Below are 16951 nucleotides of genomic sequence, written 5' to 3'. Positions count from 1 at the left end.
CCCGGTACGCCTTTACGGCAGGTCGCAGCGGCCGGTGGCGCAGGCGGCGGCGCGGGCCTGGGCGCGGGTGGCGGCGCGGCGGACCAGCCAGCCGTAGGCACGGTTGAGCCGCAGCCAGGACAGCGGCTGGCGCAGGCGGGCAACCCAGGGGTAAAGGCGGTTCCAGACCGGGCGCAGGCGGGGGTTGGCCCAAAGGCGGGCCATGCCGTGCAGGCCGGCGGCGGCGTAGGCCAGTTCGAACACCTCGACCCCGATGAACCAGCGCCCGGCGGCGTCCCGGGCGTGGATCAGGCGCATCAGGTCGGCCCGGGCAATGCCGGCGGCCGCCAGATGGTCGTCGGCGAAGCCGGCGGGGGAGGCGTCCACCAGGCGGAGGCGGGCCTCGGTGTCGTGGTCCTTCAGGGCATGCATCTCCTCCCGGCACAGGGGGCAGGAGGCGTCGTAGTAGATGACCAAAGGCCAGGTGGCGTTCATGGGTTGCTTCCGTCGCGGATCAGTTTCTGGATGCGGCTGCCGAGCTTCATCACCTTCATCAGGGTCGCGGGCTCCAGCCGCAGCATCTCCTCGCCCCAGGACGACAGCGCCGTCATCAGGGCCAGGGTTTCCTGCATGCGCTTGCGGGCTTCGGCGTCCTCGCCGGGGAAGGCCGGGTCGCGGGTGAGCTCCTGCAGCAGGCTGACGGTGGGGTCGAACTCGCGTGCCTTGCGTTCACGCACCACGGTACGGAACAGCTCCCAGACGTCGCGTGAAGTCTCGAAGTGGTCGCGGCGTTCGCCGACCAGGTGCGAGACCCGGACCAGCTTGAAGTTCATCAGCTCGCGCAGGCTGTTGCTCACGTTCGAGCGGGCCACCTTGAGTATCGAGGCGATGGTTTCGGCGTCCATGGGCCGCCCGGCCAGGAACAGCAGGGCGTGCACCTGGGCCACGGTCCGGTTCACGCCCCAGCGCGAGCCCATTTCGCCCCAGTGCAGCACGAAGCGGCGGCTGATCGGGCTCAGGGGGTCCACGGCGTAGTCGGCGGTGTCTTCGGTCATGGCGGGGTGCTTCGGTGCAGGCGGGGGAGGCTTGCGGGCAGGCTAGTCCGGGCATATATTTCTGTCAAGACAGAAAAGACTGTCGAAAAAGAGGTGCTGCATGGACGCCTGCCGGAATCCCGATCCTCCCGCCCTGCGCGTGCTGGTCCTCGGCGGCGGCGGTTTCATTGGCCGCCACGCCGTGGCGGCGTTGCTCACCGAGGGCTTCGCGGTGGAAGTAGGCAGCCGGCATCCCGGGCGCCTGGATCGGCGACTTCCGGGGGAAGCCCGCCGCTGCCTGCGCCGCCGCGTTCACTTCGAGGATCTGTTGTCCGCCGAGGCCTGGCAGCCGGTGCTCGACGGCATCGATGTGGTGATGAATTGCGTCGGCATCCTGCGGCCGCGCGGTCGCGAGACCTACCAGCGCGTGCACCACCTGGCCCCGGCCGCGCTGGCCGAAGCCTGCCGACGCAGCGGCAAGCGCCTGGTCCACGTCTCGGCGCTGGGACTGCAGGCGCCGATGCGCAGCGGCTTCCTTCGCTCCAAGGCCGACGGCGAGGCCGCGCTGCGACGCAGCGGCGCGAACTGCTGCATCGTCCGGCCGTCACTTCTCGACGCCGAGGCGGGCGGCTACGGCGCGGCTTGGATCCGCCGCGTCGCGCGCTGGCCGGTACACGCCGTCCCGGCCGATGCCACCGGCCGGATCGCCGCGCTGGATGTCCGCGACCTGGGCGTGGCCCTGGCCGTGCTCGCCAGGCGCCCCCGCCTGGGCGGGGATGAGGGCCCGGGCGAATACGAGCTGGGCGGCGAAACCGCGCTCGCGCTCGGCGACTACCTGGCCGCGATGCGCCGCCAGCTGATCGGCGGATCCGCCCTGCGCATCCCCGTGCCGGGCCTGCTGGCCCGCATCGCCAGCCACGCCTGTGACCTCCTGCACCTCACGCCGTTCTCTTTCGGCCACTGGGAGCTGCTGAGGCGCGACAACCTGCCGTCCCGCAACGCCCTTCCGGAACTGCTCGGTCGCGCCCCCCGTCCGGTGGTCCCCCCGCCGGGCCACGAGCCCTACCAGCCGCCCCGCGCCGTCCCCGCCGACGCGTAATCCAAAAAACCGTCAAATCAAATGAACCAGGTTCATTTGGTTCAGTAGGGGTCGGGGAGGCCGAGGGTGGCGAGGATGTCGCGTTCGATTTGTTCCATGGCCTCGGCTTCGCGCTCGTCCTCGTGGTCGAGGCCGAGCAGGTGCAGCACGCCATGGATGGTGAGGTGGGCGTAGTGGGCGTTGAGGGGCTTGCCCTGTTCGAGGGCTTCCTTGGCCACCACGGGGGCGCAGATCACCAGGTCGCCGAGCAGGGGCAAGGTGACGCCCTCGGGCAGTTCGACCGGGAAACTCAGCACGTTGGTGGCGTAGTCCTTGCCGCGGTAGTGGCGGTTCAGGGCGCGGCCCTCCTTCGCATCCACCAGGCGGATGGCAAGGTCGGCGCGCTTGATGCGGCCTTGCGCGGCGGCGGCGGCCCAGCGGCGGAAGCTGGTGGCAGCGGGCAGGCCGGCGCGTGGCAGGCCGTAGGTCACGCTGACGTCGAGTTGGACGGGGCCCTTGGTCATTCCTGCGACTCCTTGCCGTCGCGGGCATCGTAGGCCCGGACGATGCGCGCCACCAGCGGATGCCGCACCACGTCGTGGGCGGTGAAGAAGGTGAAGCTGATGCCCTCGACCCCGCGCAGCACGTCGATGGCGTCGCGCAGCCCGGACTTCTGGTGCTTGGGCAGGTCGATCTGGCTAAGGTCGCCGGTGATCACCGCGGTGCTGCCGAAGCCGATGCGGGTCAGGAACATCTTCATCTGCTCGATCGAAGTGTTCTGCGCCTCGTCCAGGATCACGTAAGCGTCGTTGAGCGTGCGTCCGCGCATGTACGCCAGCGGCGCGATCTCGATCACGTTGCGCTCGAGCAGCTTGGCCACTTTCTCCACGCCCAGCATCTCGTACAGCGCGTCGTAGAGCGGCCGCAGGTAGGGGTCGACCTTCTGGCTCAGGTCGCCCGGAAGGAAGCCGAGCTTCTCGCCGGCCTCCACCGCGGGGCGCACCAGCAGCAGGCGCTGCACGCGCGACTCATTCAGCGCCTCGACCGCGCTGGCCACCGCCAGGAAGGTCTTGCCGGTGCCGGCCGGCCCGATGCCGAAGTTGATGTCGTGGGTGCTGATGGCGTGCAGGTACTTGGCCTGGTTGGCGCCGCGCCCGCGCACGGTGCCGCGCTTGACCTTGATCGCCACCTCCTGCGGCTCGAAGCCATCCTCGCCGGTGATCCGCTCGAGGTGCGCGCTGCCCAGGTGGGTGTGGATGCGGTGCGGGTCGAGCACTTCGGAGGCGGCGTCCTCGTAGAGCTTGCGCAGCAGCTTCTCCGCCGCCGCCGCCGCCTTCGCCTCGCCGCTGACCCGGAACACGTGGCCGCGGTTGGCGATCTCCACGCCCAGTCGCAGCTCCATCTGCCGCAGGTGCTCGTCGAAGGGCCCGGCCAGGTTCGCCAGCCTTTCGTTGTCCTCCGGCTCCAGCACGAAATCACGATGCGCGGGGTGCTTGTTCATGCCACCACCACTTCGCCGCGCAGGGAGTTGGTGCGGGCCTCGGTGATGCGCAGGTCGACGAACTGGCCGACCAGGCGCGGGTGGCCGGGGAAGTTCACGTTGCGCATGTTCTCGGTCTTGCCGGTCAGCTCCTCCGGGTCGCGCGCGCTCGGGCCCTCGACCAGCACGCGCTGCACGGTACCGACCATGGCTTCCGAAATGCGCCGCGCATTGGCGTTGATCGCCGCCTGCAGCCGGTGCAGGCGCGCGCTGGCCACGTCGGCCGGCACTTCGTCGTGCAGGTTGGCCGCGGGCGTGCCGGGGCGCCGGGAGTAGGCGAACGAATAGCTCTGGTCGAAGCCGATCTCGTCCACCAGCTTCAACGTGGCCTCGAAGTCGCGCTCGGTCTCGCCCGGGAAGCCGACGATGAAGTCGGAGGCCACCACGATGCCCGGCTTGGCCTCGCGCAGGCGCCGGATGCGCGCCTTGTACTCGAGCACCGTGTGGCCGCGCTTCATCGCCGCCAGGATGCGGTCCGAGCCCGACTGCACCGGCAGGTGCAGGTAGCTGGCCAGCTGCGGCACGTCGCGGTGCGCCTCGATCAGCGCGTCGGAAAACTCGACCGGGTGCGAGGTGGTGTAGCGGATGCGGCCGATGCCCTCGAGCGTGGCGATGGCGCGGATGAGCGTGGCCAGGTCGGCGGTGTCGTCCTCGTCGCCGATCGGCCCGCGGTAGGCGTTGACGTTCTGGCCCAGCAGATGGATCTCGCGCACGCCCTGCGCCGCCAGCTGCGCGCACTCGAGCAGCACGTCGTCGAAGGGCCGGGACACTTCCTCGCCGCGGGTGTAGGGCACCACGCAGAACGAGCAGTACTTGCTGCAGCCCTCGATGATCGAAACGTAGGCGCTGGGACCCTCGGCCCGCGGCTCGGGCAGGCGGTCGAACTTCTCGACCTCGGGGAAGCTGATGTCCACCTGCGGCCGGCCGGTGGCGCGGCGCGCCTCGATCATCTCCGGCAGGCGGTGCAGCGTTTGCGGGCCGAACACAAGGTCCACGTGCGGCGCGCGGCGCAGGATCGCCTCGCCTTCCTGGCTGGCGACGCAGCCGCCGACACCGATGATGACCGGCTTGTCCTTCTTGAGGTGCTTCCACTTGCCCACCAGCGAGAACACCTTGTCCTCGGCCTTTTCGCGAATCGAGCAGGTGTTGACCAGGATGACGTCGGCCTCGGCCTCGTCGTCGGTGAGTTCCAGGCCGTGCCGGTCGGCGAGCACGTCGGCCATCTTGGCCGAGTCGTACTCGTTCATCTGGCAGCCGTGGGTCTTGATGTGGAGCTTGCCCCGGGCGGGCGAGTTCACGGGCATGGCGGCGGTTAATCCGATCCGTGGGGGGCGCACATTCTACCCCTCCCACAGGGGGGCGGGCTTGGCAGCGGGGCGGGGTTGGAGTAAACACGCGCCATGACCCCGCTGCGTCCGCTCGCGCTGGCCTGCCTGCTCCTGAGCCCTCCGGCCTGGGCGGGCACGCTTTACAAGTGCACCGGCGCCGACGGCGTCCCCAACTACACCGGCAAGAAGGTCGACGGCGCCAGCTGCAAGGTGGTCTCGACCTACACCGCGGCCGACGCCCGCCCGCGCGGTCCGGCGCCCGCGCCGGCCGCTGCACCGCCGGTCCCCGCGCCTGCCGCGACCGCGGCGAAGGCCGCCGGTGGTGCCGGTTCGTCTGGCCAGCCCCGGGCCACCCCGGCCTCGCGGGTCGATTTCCGGACCGCGGCCCCGGGCCAGTCGCTGGCGGCCGCCCCGGCCAAGGGCGGTGCCCGGGTCACCCGCGGCGCCATGTACAAGTACGAGCGCGACGGCGTCACCCACTACACCAACGTCCGCCCGGGCGGCGACGCCGGTGCCCGCCTGTTGTTCAGCTACGTCGAGACCTGCTACGCCTGCGGGGCGCTGCCCGGCGTGGATTTCGGCACCGTGCGCCTCAACACCGAGGCCTATGCCGCGGAGGTGCGCGCCGCCGCCGCCGAGTTCGGGGTGGAAGAGGCCGTGGTGCGGGCCATCATCCACGCCGAGTCGGCCTTCCGCCCCAATGCCGTCTCCCATGCCGGCGCCCAGGGCCTGATGCAGCTGATTCCGGCCACGGCCAGCCGTTTCGGTGTCTCCGACGTGTTCGACCCGAACCAGAACATCCGCGGCGGCGTGCAGTACCTGGCCTGGCTGCTCAAGCGCTACGAGGGCAACCTGACCCTGGCCGCGGCCGGCTACAACGCCGGTGAAGGCGCCGTGGACCGCCACGGCGGCGTGCCGCCGTACGCCGAGACCCAGCGCTACGTCCAGCGCGTGGGCACCCTGGCCGAGCGCTACCGGGGCGTCCTGGCCAGCCGGTAACCCCGTTGCCGGCGGCGTTGTCGCTGCCGCGCCCCGTCCGCTACAATTGCGCGTCTTTGCGGGGGCTGGTCCGCCCCGCATCTCTGTTTTCAGCCACTTAGCAAGATTTTCGGAGAGCCGGATGGCTAACGAAGGGGTCAATTCAGGCCGTCGCCGTTTCCTGACCGCCACCACCGCCGTCGTCGGCGCGGTGGGTGCGGCAGCGGTCGCGGTGCCGTTCATCAGTTCCTGGAAGCCGAGCGCGCGCGCCCAGGTCGCCGGTGCGCCGGTAGAGGTCGACATCAGCAAGATCGACCTCGAGCCGGGCATGCGCATGATCGTGCAGTGGCGCGGCAAGCCGGTCTGGATCTTCAAGCGCACGCCGGAGCAGCTGGCGGCGCTGCCGTCCATCAACGACCGCCTGCGCGACCCGAATTCCGACAACGTCGAGCAGACCCCCGCGTTCGCCAAGAACGAGGGCCGCTCGATCAAACCCGAGCTCGCCGTCATCGTCGGCATCTGCACCCACCTGGGCTGCTCGCCGACCTACGTGCCCGAGCTGCAGCCGCAGGCCTTCGACAGCGAGTGGCAGGGCGGCTTCTACTGCCCGTGCCACAACTCGCGCTTCGACCTCGCGGGCCGCGTCTACCAGGGCGTGCCGGCCCCGTCGAACCTCGAGGTGCCGCCTTACCACTTCGTTGACGACACCCGCGTCATCGTTGGTGTTCCGCCGGAAGGAGCCGCGTAATGGCCAACGTCATCAACCGCACGGTCGCATCGGTCACGGGCTGGTTCAACGACCGCACGCCGGGCCTCATCCCGGCTTACAAGAAGCACATGTCGGAGTACTACGCTCCGAAGAACTTCAACCTCTGGTACTACTTCGGCTCGCTGGCCATCCTGGTGCTGGTCAACCAGATCGTCACCGGCATCTTCCTGACGATGCACTACAAGCCGTCCGCGGCCGAGGCCTTCGCCTCGGTCGAGTACATCATGCGCGACGTCGAGTGGGGCTGGCTGATCCGCTACATGCACAGCACCGGCGCCTCCCTGTTCTTCGTGGTGGTGTACCTGCACATGTTCCGCGGCCTGGTGTACGGCTCGTACCAGAAGCCGCGCGAGCTGGTCTGGGTGCTGGGCGTGATGATCTTCCTGGTCCTGATGGCCGAGGCCTTCATGGGCTACGTGCTGCCCTGGGGCCAGATGTCCTACTGGGGCGCGCAGGTGATCATCAACCTGTTCGGCGCCATCCCGGTGGTCGGCAACGGCCTCACCGAGTGGATCCGCGGCGATTACCTGGTCGCCGACGCCACGCTGAACCGCTTCTTCGCCCTGCACGTGATCGCGCTGCCGCTGGTCCTGCTGCTGCTGGTGGTGCTGCACCTGGGTGCGCTGCACGAGGTGGGTTCCAACAACCCGGAAGGCGTGGACATCAAGAAGGTCAAGGACAAGGAAACCGGCATCCCCAAGGACGGCATCCCCTTCCACCCGTACTACACGGTGAAGGACCTGTTCGGCGCCGGCTTCTTCCTGATCCTGTTCGCCTTCATCGTGTTCTTCGCGCCCACCATGGGCGGCTGGTTCCTCGAGTGGGACAACTTCATCGAGGCCGACCCGCTGGTGACCCCGGCGCACATCAAGCCGGTGTGGTACTTCACGCCCTTCTACGCGATGCTGCGCGCGATCCCCGACAAGCTGTTCGGCGTGATCGTGATGGGCGGCGCCACCCTGATCCTGTTCGCGCTGCCGTGGCTCGACCGCTGCAAGGTCAAGTCCATCCGCTACCGCCCGATGCTGCACAAGATCCTGATCACCCTGTTCGTGGTGGCCTTCGTGATCCTGGGCTGGCTGGGCGCGCAGACCGGTTCCGACACCCAGAAGCTGGTGGCCCAGGTCCTGACCGCCTACTACTTCGCCTTCTTCCTCCTGATGCCGATCTGGTCCGCGATGGGCCAGACCAAGGCCGTTCCCGAGCGGGTGCCCGAGCATGACTAAGCTGCGTCTCTTCGCCCTCCTGCTGGCCTTCGCGCCCGCGCTTGGCCTGGCGGCCAGCGCCGGCCCGCTGGAGTCCTCGGGCACCGACCTCAGCGACCGCGCCTCCCTGCAGCGCGGCGCCGGCCTGTACATGAACTACTGCGCCGGCTGCCACGCCCTGTCGCTGCACCGCTACTCGCGGATCGCGGAAGACCTGGGCCTGAGCCCGGAGCTGGTGGAACAGCACCTGATGCCGGCCAACGCCAAGATCGGCGAGAACATCAACACCGGCATCAACGCTGGCGACGGCAACGCCTGGTTCGGCAAGGCACCGCCGGACCTCAGCCTCACCGCCCGCGCCCGCCTCGGCGGCCCGGACTGGATCTACAGCTACCTCAAGGGCTTCTATATCGACGAAGCCCGCCCGATGGGCTGGAACAACACCGTGTTCCCCAACGCCTCGATGCCGCACGTGCTCTGGGAGATGCAGGGCATCCAGCGCCCGGTCTACGAGCAGGGCGCCGACGGCCAGCCGCACGTCGCCCGCCTCGAGCTGGTGCAGCCCGGCCGCCTCGATGCCAAGGCCTACGACCAGGTGGCGCGCGACATCAGCGCCTTCCTGCAGTACGTGGCCGAGCCGGCCGCGCTCAAGCGCGAGTCGGTGGGCGTGTGGGTGGTGCTGTTCCTGGCCTTCTTCACCTTCATCGCCTACCTGCTGAAGGTCGAGTACTGGCGCGACGTGCACTGACCCCCGGCCAGGCTGTCCCCCGAAAGGCCGCCTCCGGGCGGCCTTTTGCCGTCCCAGGGGGGCAAAGTCTTGCGGCGGGCGGGCCGTTTCGGGCAGGGTTAGGGCTTCCGATGACCGTTGGCAGAGGGGCCGGCGGCACCGCGAGAGGGGAACCCGATGGCTGCCAGCCCGCGCATCCGCAACGCCCTGACGCTGTTTTCAGCCCGTGACTGCGTGGTTTGCCACCGCGTCCGGCTGGTGCTGGCGGCCAAGGGCGTCACCTACGAACTGGTGCCGGTCGACCCGGGCAATCCGCCCGAAGACCTGGTGGACCTCAATCCCTACCATTCCGTCCCGACTCTCGTGGACCGCGACCTGGTGCTCTACGCCGCCTCGGTGGTGTCGGAGTACCTGGACGAACGCTACCCGCACCCGCCGCTGATGCCGGTCGACCCGCTGTCGCGCGCCCGCCTGCGCCTGGCGATGCTGCGGCTGGAGCACGACTGGGTGCCGCACGTGCAGGCGATCCAGAACGGCAACAAGGCCCAGGCCGACGCCGGCCGAAAGCGGCTCAAGGAGCTGCTGCTCGCCGCGCTGCCGCTGTTCAAGGCCTCCAAGTTCTTCCTCAATCCCGAGATGAGCCTGGCCGACTGCGCCATCGCGCCCATCATCTGGCGCCTGCCGGCGCTGGGGATCGTGCTGCCCAAGGAAGCCAAGCTGATCGAGGACTACGGCATGCGCATCTTCCGCAACCCGGCCTACCTGCGCAGCCTCACCCCCGAGGAAAAATCCCTGCGCGAGCTGCCTCAATGACCGAGGCCGCCAAGCCGATGGGTTCCAACCGCCCCTACCTGCTTCGGGCGTTGAACGAGTGGATCTGCGACAACGGCATGACGCCTTACCTGCTGGTGGATGCGGCGCGCGAGGGCGTGCAGGTGCCGGCCTCGGTGGTGAAGGATGGCCGCGTGGTGCTCAACATCGCGCCGCGCGCGGTGGCGCACCTGGTGATCGACAACCGCGAAGTGCGCTTCATGGCGCGCTTCGGCGGCGTCAGCCAGTCGGTGCTGGTGCCGGTGGGCGCGGTGCTGGCGATCTACGCGCAGGAAACCGGGCAGGGGATGATGCTGCCCGAGGATGGCGCGATGCTGCCGGAAGATTCGCCGGAACCACCGTCGGGTCCCGACGCGGGCGGCGATTCGCCGCGGCGCAGCCACCTGCGCGTGGTCAAGTAAGGCCGCTTCAGGGCAGGGCGTCGTGCGGCGGCATCGGCCCCATCAGGGATCTCAGTCGCCGGCCGTGCAGCACGATGCGACCGGCGTGGCGGTCGTCGCCGTTGATCGAGTATTCGAAGCCGTACTGGCGCTCCATCCCGATCCAGCCGTCGCCGCCGCGGCGCGGCCGCATGGACAGCAGGTGCACGCTCTGGTCGAGCCAGACCACGCCCGCCCGGCTGCAGGCCTGGCGGCCGTAATGGGTGGCGGTTTCAGCGGCGGCGCGCCCGGCGAACCAGAACGCAAGTGCCGCTATCGCGAGAAGCATCAGTATCAGTGTGCCGAGCATGGCAGCAGTGTGGGGACGGCGATGCCCGGCCGCAAGCGCACCCCCTGCCTTGTTTGGCCGGGCATGGCTAAGATAGGCCCGGACGCCGCCCGCCCGGGCCATCGCCGATTCGCAGGAGAGCGAAGATGAAGCTGGTGTTTCCCAATGGCGAACATGGCCAGGTGCTGCTCAGCGCCGGCGTGAACAAGATCGGTTCGGCACCGGAAGGCGCGGTGGTCCTGGCCGAAGAAGGCATCCGCGCGCTGCACTGTGAAATCCACGTCACCGGCACGGGCGCGAACCTGCAGGTGCCCCAGGGCGGTGGCCCGGTTTCGGTCAACGGCAAGCCGGTCGCCGACATCATGGCGCTGCGCGGCGGCGACCAGATCGGCATCGGCGGCATCGTGGCCAAGTTCGCGGTGGTGGAGCCGGCGCGCAGCGCGCCCGCGCCGGGCGTCGTGCCGGGGTCGGAAGAAGACACCGGCGCCACCCGCGTGCGCATGGCGGTGCCCAAGTACGTGCTGCGCGGCGTGTCCGGCGCGGTGTTCGGCAAGGTATTCCCGGTGGCCGGGCCGGTCGTCATCGGCCGTGCCCCCGAGGCCGACATCTCCGTGGCCGCCGAAGAAATCTCGCGCCGGCATGCGCTGGTCAAGCCCGCCGGCGATGGCCTGTCGGTCGAGGACCTGGGGTCGTCCAACGGCACCTATATCAACAACCGCCGCGTGCAGCAGGGCTTCCTGAGCCCGGGCGACGAACTGCGCCTGGACGCCGTGCGCTTCATCGTGGTCGCGCCCGGCATGGAAATGGCGCAGCAAACCAGCCGCATGCAGCAGACCGACCCGGTGCCGCCGCCGCAGCCCGCCGCGGTCAGCAAGTGGGTGCCGATCATGCTCACCGCCGCGGCGGTGCTGGTGATCGTGGCCCTGGTGCTCGGCCGCGGTTGAGTCGCGGCGCCGGCCTCAGGCCGGCGGGTCGCCCAGGCGCAGGGAGAGATCCAGCGCCTGCACGTGCTTGGTCAGCGCGCCCACCGAGACGAAGTCCACGCCGGTGGCGGCGATCGCCCGCAGGCGCTCGCCGGTCACGCCACCCGAGACCTCCAGCGGCGTGCGGCCCGCGGCGCGGGCCACCGCCTCGCGCAGGTCGGCCTCGCTGAAGTCGTCCACCAGGATGCGGTCGCAGCCGGTGGCCAGGGCCTGGTCGAGTTCGTCCAGGGTTTCCACTTCGATGATCAGCGGCAGCGTCGGGTGCCTGGCGCGCGCGGCGGCGGCCGCGGCGGCGATCGAGCCGGCCGCGTGGATATGGTTTTCCTTGAGCATCACCGCGTCGAACAGGCCGATGCGGTGGTTCATGCCGCCGCCGGCGCGCACCGCGTACTTCTGCGCCAGGCGCAGGCCGGGCAGGGTCTTGCGGGTGTCGAGGATGCGGGTGCGGGTGCCGGCCACTTCGGCCACGTAGCGCGCGGTGGCGGTGGCCGTGGCGCTGAGCGTCTGCAGGAAATTCAGGGCGGGTCGCTCGGCGCTGACCAGGGCGCGGGTGCGCGCGTGGATCACGACGACCACGGTGCCGGCGGCGACCGGGTCGCCCTCGGCGACGCGCCAGTCGAGCACCGCGGCCGGGTCGAGTGCGCGGAAGCAGGCGTCGAACCAGGGCCGGCCGGCGATCACGCCGGCCTCTTTCGCCATCACGAAGGCGCGGGCCGGGACGTCGGGCAGCAGCTCGGCGGTGGCGTCGCCCGGGCCGATGTCCTCGGCCAGGGCGCGGGCCACGTCGGCCGCGATCGCATCGGCCGGGGGCGGCGTCGGCAGGGCGGCCATCAGCGCGGGAAGTCGGCGACCTGGGCAGTGGCCAGCGCTTCGTCGGCCAGCAGCACCGGGATGCCGTCCTCGACCCGGTAGACCTGCTTGCGGTCGCGGGTGACCAGGCCCTCGGCCAATGGCTCGGCCTGCGGGCTGCCGTCGGCGCGGGTGACGGCACCGGCGGCGATGGCGGCGTTGAGGGCGGCCAGTTCGGCGCTGCCCAGCAGGGCCAGCGGTTGCTTGCTGGTCGGGCAGCAGAGGATGTCGAGGAGCTTGCGGTCCATGGGGCGGCTGTGTCCGGCGGAGGCTTGGGTCTAGAATAGCGTTTTGCCGAAGCGGCCTGCCATGAACCAAGCCAACGTTGCCCCGCGCGTCGGGGTCGTCATGGGTTCCCGGTCCGACTGGGACACGATGCAGCACGCGGTCGCGCGGCTCGAGCAGCTGGGCGTGCCGCACGAGGTGCGCGTGGTTTCGGCGCACCGCACCCCGGACCTGCTGGTCGAGTACGCGAAGTCGGCGTCGGCCCGCGGCCTGCGCGCGATCATCGCCGGCGCCGGCGGCGCGGCCCACCTGCCGGGCATGCTGGCGGCCATGACGCCGGTGCCGGTGCTGGGCGTGCCGGTGCAGAGCAAGGCGCTCAACGGCCTCGATTCGCTGCTGTCCATCGTGCAGATGCCGGCCGGCGTGCCCGTGGCCACCTTCGCCATCGGTGCCGCGGGCGCCGCCAATGCCGGCCTGTTCGCCGCGGCGATGCTGGCCCCGGACCACGCCGACGTGCGTGCGGCGCTCGACGCCTTCCGCGCGAAGCAGACCGGCGACGTGCTCGACCACCCGGACCCGCGGCAGCCGTGACCACCGTCGGCATCCTCGGCGGCGGGCAGCTGGCCCGCATGCTGGCCCTGTCGGGCGCGCCGCTGGGCCTGCGCTTCCTGGTGCTCGACTCCGCCCCCGACGCCTGCGCCGCCCAGTTCGCGCCGATGCTGCAGGCCGACTACCGCGACCAGGCCGCGCTGGCGTCCTTCGCCGACCAGGTCGATGTCGCGACCTTCGATTTCGAGAACGTGCCCGCCGAGAGCGCCGAGTGGCTGGCCACGCGCGTCCCGGTGTTCCCCAGCCCGCGCGCGCTCGCCGTGGCCCAGGACCGGATGGCGGAGAAGTCACTGTTCCGTGAGCTGGGCATCCCGGTGCCAGAGTTCGCCGCGGTGGATTCGCGTGAAGGCCTCGAGGCCGCGCTGGCACGGGTCGGCACGCCCTGCATCCTCAAGACCCGCCGCCTTGGCTACGACGGCAAGGGCCAGTTCCGCATCAAGTCGCCGGCCGATGCCGATGCCGCCTGGGAGGCGCTGGGCGCGCAGGCCGCCACCGTCGGCCTGATCCTCGAGGGCTTCGTCGCCTTCCAGCGCGAGCTGTCGGTGGTGGCCGCGCGCGGTCGCGACGGCGAGCTGCGCGCCTGGCCGCTGACCGAGAACTGGCACGAGTCCGGCATCCTCTCCGCCAGCCTGGCGCCGGCGCAGGTCGACCAGGCGCTGCAGGCGCAGGCACTGGCCGCGGCGCGCAAGGTCGCCGAGGCGCTGGATTACGTCGGCGTGTTCGCGCTCGAGCTGTTCTTGCGCGACGGCGTGCTGCTGGCCAACGAGATGGCGCCGCGCGTGCACAACTCCGGCCACTGGACCATCGAGGGCGCCGAGACCTCGCAGTTCGAGAACCACCTGCGCGCCGTGCTGGGCCTGCCGCTGGGCAGCACCCGCGCCGTCGGCCACAGCGTCATGCTGAACTGGATCGGCGCGATGCCGGCCGCGCTGCCCGTGTTGTCGGAAGCCGGCGGCCATTGGCACGACTACGGCAAGTCCCCGCGCCAGGGCCGCAAGGTCGGCCACGCCACGCTGCGCGCCGACACGACGGCGGAGCTGGCGGAATCGCTGGAGCGCGTAGGCCGCGCCCTCGGCCGCGAGGCGCAGGTCGCCCCGGTGCTCGCGCGCCTGCGCTGACCGACGCTTGTAGGAGGGACTTCAGTCCCGAAGCCCTTCGAGAAACTTCGGGACTGAAGTCCCTCCTACAGAAGCAGGTCAATCGGCGGCGGGAAAGACGACGACGTGGGCGAGGTCGGGCTTCACGCGTACGCGCTGGCCGGGCTCGCGCTGCTGGTGGCTGGGAAACAGTGCGGTGAGCGCGGTTCCGTCGGCCAGCACCAGGGTGTGCAGCGATTCGGCGCCGCGGAACGCGACCGAGCGCACCACGCATTCAATGCCTTCTTCGTCGCTGGGCATCAGGTCGTCGGGACGCAGCAGCACCCGCACGCCGCTGCCGACCGCGTAGGGCAGGGGGGTCGCGACCGGCAGGTCCCCAAGCGCGGTGGCCACGCGGTTGCCTTCCAGCACCCGCGCCTCGAGGAAACGCCCCTCGCCCACGAACGACGCGACGAAGGGCGTGGCCGGCCGGTGGTAGAGCTCGAAGCCCGGCGCCCACTGCAGCAGCACGCCTGCCTGCATCACGCCCACGGTGTCGGCGAAGGCGAAGGCCTCCTCCTGGTCGTGCGTGACCAGCAGCGCGGCGATGCCGAGGCGCTTGAGCACGGCGCGCAGGTCGTCGCGCAGGCGACCGCGCAGGTCGGCGTCGAGGCTGGAGAAGGGCTCGTCGAGCAGCAGCAGGTCGGGCCGCGGCGCCAGCGAGCGGGCCAGCGCCACGCGCTGCTGCTGGCCGCCGGAAAGCTCGTGCGGATAGCGATCCGCGAGGCCATCCAGGCCGATCAGTGACAGCGTTTCGATGACCCGCGGCTGGCGAAGTTCGCGCGCCAGGCCGTGCAGCCCGAACCCGACGTTGTCGGCGACCGTGAGGTGGGGAAACAGTGCGAGGTCCTGGAACACGAAGCCCAGGCCCCGCTTCTCGGGCGGCAGCGCCCGCGCATCCTTGCCACGAAGCGACAGCGTGCCCGCGTCCGGCGCGTGGAAGCCGGAGATGGTGCGCAGCAGCGTGGTCTTGCCGCAGCCGCTGGGCCCCAGCAGGCAGCCGAGTTCACCGGGCTGCAGCGACAGCCCCAGCCCGCGCACCGCCGGCTGACCCGCATGGCTGCAGGTCAGGTTGGCGATGGCGAGCAGGGGCATCCCGGGCATCAGGCCATGTTGCCGGCGACGAAGTCCCAGTTCACCAGGTTCCAGAAGGCCTCGACGTACTTCGGGCGGGCGTTGCGGTAGTCGACGTAGTACGCGTGCTCCCAGACGTCGCAGGTGAGCAGGGCGGTGTCGGTGCCGGTAAGCGGGGTGGCCGCGTTCGGCGTGCTGACCAGGGCCAGCGAACCATCCGGACGCTGCACCAGCCAGGCCCAGCCGGAGCCGAAGGTGGTCAGCGCGGTCTGGGTGAACTGCTCCTTGAACGCCGCGAACGAACCGAAGGCCTTGTTGATGGCTTCGGCCAGCTTGCCGGTCGGCTCGCCGCCGCCGTTGGGCTTGAGGCAGTTCCAGTAGAAGGTGTGGTTCCAGACCTGGGCGGCGTTGTTGAACATGCCGCCCTGCGCCTTGCGCACGATGGCTTCCAGGTCCATGCCCTCGAACTCGGTGCCCTTGATCTGGTTGTTGAGGTTGGTCACGTAGGCCTGGTGGTGCTTGCCGTAGTGGAAGTCGATCGTCTCGCCCGAGATGTGCGGCTCGAGGGCGGTGCGGTCGTAGGGCAGGGCGGGCAGTTCGATGGCCATGGGGGAATTCTCCGTTCGTGTGGGCGGGGCGCCGGCGGGCGGCGCGTTGGCCGTATAATTCTAGCCCTTCGCGCGCCCGTCCCGGGCCCGCCGATGGAACGGAGCTTCACATGAGCGTCATGGACCGTATCAAGGCCGAGGTCGAAGGCCACCCGATCGTGCTCTTCATGAAGGGCACGCCGCAGTTCCCGATGTGCGGCTTTTCCAGCCGCTCGGTGCAGGCGCTGAAGAACGCCGGCGCCGCGCGCTTCCACAGCATCAACGTGCTCGAGGACCCGGAGATCCGCGCCAACCTGCCGCGCTACTCCGACTGGCCGACCTTCCCCCAGCTCTTCATCAACGGCGAGCTGATCGGCGGCTGCGACATCACCGTCGAGCTGCTCGACAGCGGCGAGCTCGCGCGCATGGTCTCCGAGGCCCAGAAGCCGGCATGAGTCCGGCTGCGCCGCCGATCCCGGCCTTGGCCGACCAGGCCCTGGCCGGCCGCACGGTGCTGGTGACCGGCGCCCACGGCGGACTGGGCGCCGAGGCCGCGAAGGCCTGTGCCCGCGCCGGCGCCACGGTGGTGCTGCTCGGCCGCAAGGTGCCGAAGCTCAACCGGGTCTACGATGCCGTGAAGGCGCTGGGTCCGGAGCCGGCGCTGTACCCGGTCGACCTGGCCGGTGCCGATCCTTCCGATTACGCCGAACTCGCCGCCCGCATCGCCGGCGAGCTGGGCGGCCTGCACGGCCTGCTGCACTGCGCGGCCGAGTTCAAGGGCCTGGCCCCGCTCGAGGCCACCCCGCCCGAGGATTTCGTCCGCAGCCTGCACGTGAACCTGACCGCACCCTGGCTGCTGACCCAGGCCTGCCTGCCCTGGCTGCGCAAGGCCGGGGACAGCGCGGTGGTGTTCGTCACCGACGACCCGGCCCGGGTCGGCAAGGCCTACTGGGGTCCGTACGGCCTGGCCAAGCAGGCCCTGGTGGCCCTGGTCCGCCAGCTCAGCGCCGAGACCGACGCCACCCCGGTCCGGGTCAGCGCCCTCGAGCCCGGCCCGATGCGAACCGACTTGCGGGCCCGGGCCTACGCCGACGAGGCCCAGCTGAGGGTGCCCGCCCCGGCGGCCTACGCCCCGGCCTGCGTCCACCTGCTGTCCCCGGCTGGCGCCGCCTGGCGGGGCCAGGTCTTCGCGCCCCGCGCCGCCGGCTGACGGCGTCGCCCCGGGGCTGGGCCTCGCGTCTGGCGGGCCCGCTCACCCGCTAAGCGATTCTGTCACCTGAATGACATGTGACCGGGGTACCGTGTTAAACT

General features: G+C 70.5%; 22 protein-coding genes. 12 read left to right on the top strand and 10 right to left on the bottom strand.

Translation table 11 applies throughout. The features are described from left to right. Positions 1 to 12: 12 nt before the first annotated feature. Positions 13 to 474: a DUF393 domain-containing protein gene (locus tag Q0C12_RS01260; RefSeq protein ID WP_290885060.1), complete on the bottom strand. Its 462-nt coding sequence runs from the start codon at positions 472 to 474 to the stop codon at positions 13 to 15. Further along, on the bottom strand, positions 471 to 1034 hold the full coding sequence (locus Q0C12_RS01255; RefSeq protein WP_290885059.1) for a hypothetical protein: 564 nt from the start codon (positions 1032 to 1034) through the stop codon (positions 471 to 473). Before Q0C12_RS01255 ends, Q0C12_RS01260 begins: the two co-directional genes overlap by 4 nt. Before the next feature lie 100 nt (positions 1035 to 1134). Here Q0C12_RS01255 and Q0C12_RS01250 point away from each other — a divergent pair, with 100 nt between their 5' ends. Next, complete coding sequence (locus Q0C12_RS01250; protein WP_290885057.1) at positions 1135 to 2112, top strand: NAD(P)H-binding protein; 978 nt, start codon at positions 1135 to 1137, stop codon at positions 2110 to 2112. 41 nt (positions 2113 to 2153) lie between these two features. Here the strand turns inward: Q0C12_RS01250 and ybeY are convergent, their stop codons facing one another. Genes ybeY through miaB form a run of 3 tightly spaced genes read right to left on the bottom strand, consistent with a single transcriptional unit; the run spans position 2154 to position 4935 of the window. Further along, positions 2154 to 2615, bottom strand: coding sequence for an rRNA maturation RNase YbeY (gene ybeY / locus Q0C12_RS01245; protein WP_034210288.1), 462 nt, complete (start codon positions 2613 to 2615; stop codon positions 2154 to 2156). Continuing rightward, positions 2612 to 3592, bottom strand: coding sequence for a PhoH family protein (locus tag Q0C12_RS01240; RefSeq protein ID WP_290885055.1), 981 nt, complete (start codon positions 3590 to 3592; stop codon positions 2612 to 2614). The genes ybeY and Q0C12_RS01240 overlap by 4 nt, the downstream gene beginning before the upstream one ends. Next, complete coding sequence (gene miaB, locus Q0C12_RS01235; protein ID WP_290885052.1) at positions 3589 to 4935, bottom strand: tRNA (N6-isopentenyl adenosine(37)-C2)-methylthiotransferase MiaB; 1347 nt, start codon at positions 4933 to 4935, stop codon at positions 3589 to 3591. The genes Q0C12_RS01240 and miaB overlap by 4 nt, the downstream gene beginning before the upstream one ends. A 96-nt stretch (positions 4936 to 5031) precedes the next feature. Here miaB and Q0C12_RS01230 point away from each other — a divergent pair, with 96 nt between their 5' ends. The 6 genes from Q0C12_RS01230 (at position 5032) to Q0C12_RS01205 (ending at position 9870) form a co-directional block, all read left to right on the top strand. Continuing rightward, the gene (locus tag Q0C12_RS01230; protein WP_290885050.1) at positions 5032 to 5958 is read left to right on the top strand and encodes a lytic transglycosylase domain-containing protein; all 927 of its coding nucleotides are present in this window, start codon (positions 5032 to 5034) and stop codon (positions 5956 to 5958) included. Positions 5959 to 6079: 121 nt separating this feature from the next. Beyond that, on the top strand, positions 6080 to 6685 hold the full coding sequence (petA, locus tag Q0C12_RS01225; protein ID WP_290885048.1) for a ubiquinol-cytochrome c reductase iron-sulfur subunit: 606 nt from the start codon (positions 6080 to 6082) through the stop codon (positions 6683 to 6685). Further along, positions 6685 to 7932, top strand: a complete 1248-nt coding sequence (locus Q0C12_RS01220) for a cytochrome bc complex cytochrome b subunit (protein ID WP_290885046.1) — start codon at positions 6685 to 6687, stop codon at positions 7930 to 7932. Before petA ends, Q0C12_RS01220 begins: the two co-directional genes overlap by 1 nt. Further along, on the top strand, positions 7925 to 8659 hold the full coding sequence (locus tag Q0C12_RS01215; protein WP_290885044.1) for a cytochrome c1: 735 nt from the start codon (positions 7925 to 7927) through the stop codon (positions 8657 to 8659). Before Q0C12_RS01220 ends, Q0C12_RS01215 begins: the two co-directional genes overlap by 8 nt. Before the next feature lie 156 nt (positions 8660 to 8815). Next, on the top strand, positions 8816 to 9451 hold the full coding sequence (locus Q0C12_RS01210) for a glutathione S-transferase N-terminal domain-containing protein (RefSeq protein WP_290885042.1): 636 nt from the start codon (positions 8816 to 8818) through the stop codon (positions 9449 to 9451). Further along, entirely contained in the window at positions 9448 to 9870 is a 423-nt protein-coding gene (locus Q0C12_RS01205) for a ClpXP protease specificity-enhancing factor (protein ID WP_290885040.1), read from the top strand. Before Q0C12_RS01210 ends, Q0C12_RS01205 begins: the two co-directional genes overlap by 4 nt. 7 nt (positions 9871 to 9877) lie before the next feature. Here Q0C12_RS01205 and Q0C12_RS01200 read toward each other — a convergent pair whose 3' ends face one another. Next, positions 9878 to 10198, bottom strand: coding sequence for a DUF3301 domain-containing protein (locus tag Q0C12_RS01200; protein ID WP_290885037.1), 321 nt, complete (start codon positions 10196 to 10198; stop codon positions 9878 to 9880). 125 nt (positions 10199 to 10323) lie between these two features. On the opposite strand from Q0C12_RS01200, the gene Q0C12_RS01195 reads away from it, so the two are divergent. Further along, entirely contained in the window at positions 10324 to 11121 is a 798-nt protein-coding gene (locus Q0C12_RS01195) for an FHA domain-containing protein (RefSeq protein WP_290885034.1), read from the top strand. A gap of 15 nt (positions 11122 to 11136) precedes the next feature. Here Q0C12_RS01195 and nadC read toward each other — a convergent pair whose 3' ends face one another. Together nadC and Q0C12_RS01185 are read right to left on the bottom strand one after the other, a co-directional pair. Further along, on the bottom strand, positions 11137 to 11991 hold the full coding sequence (gene nadC / locus Q0C12_RS01190) for a carboxylating nicotinate-nucleotide diphosphorylase (RefSeq protein ID WP_290885032.1): 855 nt from the start codon (positions 11989 to 11991) through the stop codon (positions 11137 to 11139). Further along, positions 11991 to 12257, bottom strand: a complete 267-nt coding sequence (locus tag Q0C12_RS01185) for a Trm112 family protein (protein WP_290885029.1) — start codon at positions 12255 to 12257, stop codon at positions 11991 to 11993. The genes nadC and Q0C12_RS01185 overlap by 1 nt, the downstream gene beginning before the upstream one ends. A gap of 61 nt (positions 12258 to 12318) precedes the next feature. Here Q0C12_RS01185 and purE point away from each other — a divergent pair, with 61 nt between their 5' ends. Together purE and Q0C12_RS01175 are read left to right on the top strand one after the other, a co-directional pair. Beyond that, positions 12319 to 12825, top strand: coding sequence for a 5-(carboxyamino)imidazole ribonucleotide mutase (purE, locus tag Q0C12_RS01180; protein WP_290885026.1), 507 nt, complete (start codon positions 12319 to 12321; stop codon positions 12823 to 12825). After that, positions 12822 to 13961: a 5-(carboxyamino)imidazole ribonucleotide synthase gene (locus Q0C12_RS01175; RefSeq protein ID WP_290885023.1), complete on the top strand. Its 1140-nt coding sequence runs from the start codon at positions 12822 to 12824 to the stop codon at positions 13959 to 13961. The genes purE and Q0C12_RS01175 overlap by 4 nt, the downstream gene beginning before the upstream one ends. A gap of 78 nt (positions 13962 to 14039) precedes the next feature. On the opposite strand, the gene Q0C12_RS01170 is transcribed toward Q0C12_RS01175, so the two are convergent. Beyond that, positions 14040 to 15083, bottom strand: coding sequence for an ABC transporter ATP-binding protein (locus Q0C12_RS01170; protein WP_290885020.1), 1044 nt, complete (start codon positions 15081 to 15083; stop codon positions 14040 to 14042). Next, the gene (sodB, locus tag Q0C12_RS01165) at positions 15083 to 15661 is read right to left on the bottom strand and encodes a superoxide dismutase [Fe] (protein WP_290885017.1); all 579 of its coding nucleotides are present in this window, start codon (positions 15659 to 15661) and stop codon (positions 15083 to 15085) included. Before sodB ends, Q0C12_RS01170 begins: the two co-directional genes overlap by 1 nt. 110 nt (positions 15662 to 15771) lie before the next feature. Between sodB and grxD the strand changes: the two genes are divergently transcribed. Together grxD and Q0C12_RS01155 are read left to right on the top strand one after the other, a co-directional pair. After that, positions 15772 to 16095 (top strand): Grx4 family monothiol glutaredoxin, encoded by a 324-nt coding sequence (gene grxD / locus Q0C12_RS01160; RefSeq protein ID WP_290885015.1) that lies wholly within the window; start codon positions 15772 to 15774, stop codon positions 16093 to 16095. Continuing rightward, the gene (locus tag Q0C12_RS01155; RefSeq protein ID WP_290885012.1) at positions 16092 to 16850 is read left to right on the top strand and encodes an SDR family NAD(P)-dependent oxidoreductase; all 759 of its coding nucleotides are present in this window, start codon (positions 16092 to 16094) and stop codon (positions 16848 to 16850) included. Before grxD ends, Q0C12_RS01155 begins: the two co-directional genes overlap by 4 nt. Positions 16851 to 16951: the final 101 nt, after the last annotated feature.

The organism is Arenimonas sp. (genome assembly GCF_022842045.1).
Classification (GTDB): domain Bacteria; phylum Pseudomonadota; class Gammaproteobacteria; order Xanthomonadales; family Xanthomonadaceae; genus Arenimonas.
Note: the sequence above shows the minus strand (reverse complement) of the source record. Positions and strands in the feature narration are given on the sequence as shown.

Coding starts and splice junctions, on each gene's coding strand:
- Q0C12_RS01200 (WP_290885037.1), bottom strand. CDS start 10,198: ATGCTCGGCACACTGATACTGATGCTTCTCGCGATAGCGGCACTTGCG.
- ybeY (WP_034210288.1), bottom strand. CDS start 2,615: ATGACCAAGGGCCCCGTCCAACTCGACGTCAGCGTGACCTACGGCCTG.
- Q0C12_RS01155 (WP_290885012.1), top strand. CDS start 16,092: ATGAGTCCGGCTGCGCCGCCGATCCCGGCCTTGGCCGACCAGGCCCTG.
- Q0C12_RS01195 (WP_290885034.1), top strand. CDS start 10,324: ATGAAGCTGGTGTTTCCCAATGGCGAACATGGCCAGGTGCTGCTCAGC.
- Q0C12_RS01260 (WP_290885060.1), bottom strand. CDS start 474: ATGAACGCCACCTGGCCTTTGGTCATCTACTACGACGCCTCCTGCCCC.
- nadC (WP_290885032.1), bottom strand. CDS start 11,991: ATGGCCGCCCTGCCGACGCCGCCCCCGGCCGATGCGATCGCGGCCGAC.
- Q0C12_RS01240 (WP_290885055.1), bottom strand. CDS start 3,592: ATGAACAAGCACCCCGCGCATCGTGATTTCGTGCTGGAGCCGGAGGAC.
- sodB (WP_290885017.1), bottom strand. CDS start 15,661: ATGGCCATCGAACTGCCCGCCCTGCCCTACGACCGCACCGCCCTCGAG.
- Q0C12_RS01250 (WP_290885057.1), top strand. CDS start 1,135: ATGGACGCCTGCCGGAATCCCGATCCTCCCGCCCTGCGCGTGCTGGTC.
- petA (WP_290885048.1), top strand. CDS start 6,080: ATGGCTAACGAAGGGGTCAATTCAGGCCGTCGCCGTTTCCTGACCGCC.
- Q0C12_RS01215 (WP_290885044.1), top strand. CDS start 7,925: ATGACTAAGCTGCGTCTCTTCGCCCTCCTGCTGGCCTTCGCGCCCGCG.
- Q0C12_RS01255 (WP_290885059.1), bottom strand. CDS start 1,034: ATGACCGAAGACACCGCCGACTACGCCGTGGACCCCCTGAGCCCGATC.
- Q0C12_RS01185 (WP_290885029.1), bottom strand. CDS start 12,257: ATGGACCGCAAGCTCCTCGACATCCTCTGCTGCCCGACCAGCAAGCAA.
- Q0C12_RS01210 (WP_290885042.1), top strand. CDS start 8,816: ATGGCTGCCAGCCCGCGCATCCGCAACGCCCTGACGCTGTTTTCAGCC.
- miaB (WP_290885052.1), bottom strand. CDS start 4,935: ATGCCCGTGAACTCGCCCGCCCGGGGCAAGCTCCACATCAAGACCCAC.
- Q0C12_RS01205 (WP_290885040.1), top strand. CDS start 9,448: ATGACCGAGGCCGCCAAGCCGATGGGTTCCAACCGCCCCTACCTGCTT.
- Q0C12_RS01230 (WP_290885050.1), top strand. CDS start 5,032: ATGACCCCGCTGCGTCCGCTCGCGCTGGCCTGCCTGCTCCTGAGCCCT.
- grxD (WP_290885015.1), top strand. CDS start 15,772: ATGAGCGTCATGGACCGTATCAAGGCCGAGGTCGAAGGCCACCCGATC.
- Q0C12_RS01170 (WP_290885020.1), bottom strand. CDS start 15,083: ATGCCCGGGATGCCCCTGCTCGCCATCGCCAACCTGACCTGCAGCCAT.
- purE (WP_290885026.1), top strand. CDS start 12,319: ATGAACCAAGCCAACGTTGCCCCGCGCGTCGGGGTCGTCATGGGTTCC.
- Q0C12_RS01220 (WP_290885046.1), top strand. CDS start 6,685: ATGGCCAACGTCATCAACCGCACGGTCGCATCGGTCACGGGCTGGTTC.